The sequence below is a fragment of the Streptomyces botrytidirepellens genome (genome assembly GCF_003721215.1).
Classification (GTDB): domain Bacteria; phylum Actinomycetota; class Actinomycetes; order Streptomycetales; family Streptomycetaceae; genus Streptomyces; species Streptomyces himastatinicus.
Genome location: NZ_RIBZ01000428.1, coordinates 1 through 1,041 on the forward strand (window position 1 = coordinate 1; position 1,041 = coordinate 1,041).

At 79.9% G+C, this 1,041-nt stretch carries 1 pseudogene; it reads left to right on the forward strand.

Annotation, left to right across the window (positions count from 1 at the left end):
• Positions 1-1,041, forward strand: a pseudogene (locus tag EEJ42_RS31365) (AAA family ATPase); the annotation flags it as partial.

Here is a 1,041-nt window from a genome sequence, read left to right on the forward strand (position 1 = left end):
CCCGGGCACGCGGACCGCCGCCGACGCGGACGGCACCCCGCCCGGCGAGGCCGCCACCGCCGTCGGCACGCCGGGCCTTCCGGGTACGGAGCCGGGTGCCGCCGGTGTGGTTCCGGGCACGCGGACGCCCGGTGCCGATGCGCCCTCCGGCGCTGCCGGTGAGCCGTCCGGCCAGGCCGCCGACGTCACCACGGCCGCAGGGGACAGAGTCCACACGGCGGTGCCCGAGGCGGGCGGTGGCGTGGGACCGGGCGCAGCCGCTGCGGCCGTGCCGGGCACGCGGACGCCCGGCGACGTGCCGGGGGCGCCCGGGACCGTCGACGGTCCGCCGCGGGTGGGGGAGTTGGTGGACGGGCCCGCCGGGCTGGTGGGGGCCGTACGGCGGCTGCTCGACGGCATCGTGGCGGTCGGGACGCTGGAGGAGGCCGAGGAACTCGTCCGGGCTCACCCCGAGTTGACCGCGGTCACCGCCGACGGCGATCTGCTCGGGGCGCACTTCGCGCAGGGCGGGTCCGCCGGGGCGCCCACCTTGCTGGAGGTGCAGGCGTCGGTCGACGAGGCGGCGGCGGAGCTGGAGGAGCTGGCCGTACGGTGCGAGGAGCTGGCCGGGGCGCAGCGCGCGGCGAAGGAGCGGCGTACCGAGTGCGCGGCGCTGGTGGACGAGCTGGCGGCCCGGCGCAGCGCGGCCGACCGGGAGAAGTCGCAGGTCGCGCAGTCCCTCGGGCGGCTGTCCGGGCAGGCCCGGGGCGCGGCTGGGGAGGCGGAGCGGTCGGCCGCGGCCGCCGCTCGGGCCGAGGAGGCGCTGGAGAAGGCGACCGAGGAGGCCGAGGAGCTGGCCGAGCGGCTGGCGGTGGCCGAGGAGCAGCCGGGCGAGGAGGAGCCGGACACCTCCGTACGGGACCGGCTCGCCGCGGACGGCGCCAACGCGCGGCAGACCGAGATGGAGGCGCGGCTCCAGGCCCGTACGCATGAGGAGCGCGTGAAGGGGCTCGCGGGGCGGGCCGACGCGCTCGACCGGGGCGCGCGCGCCGAGCGCGAGGC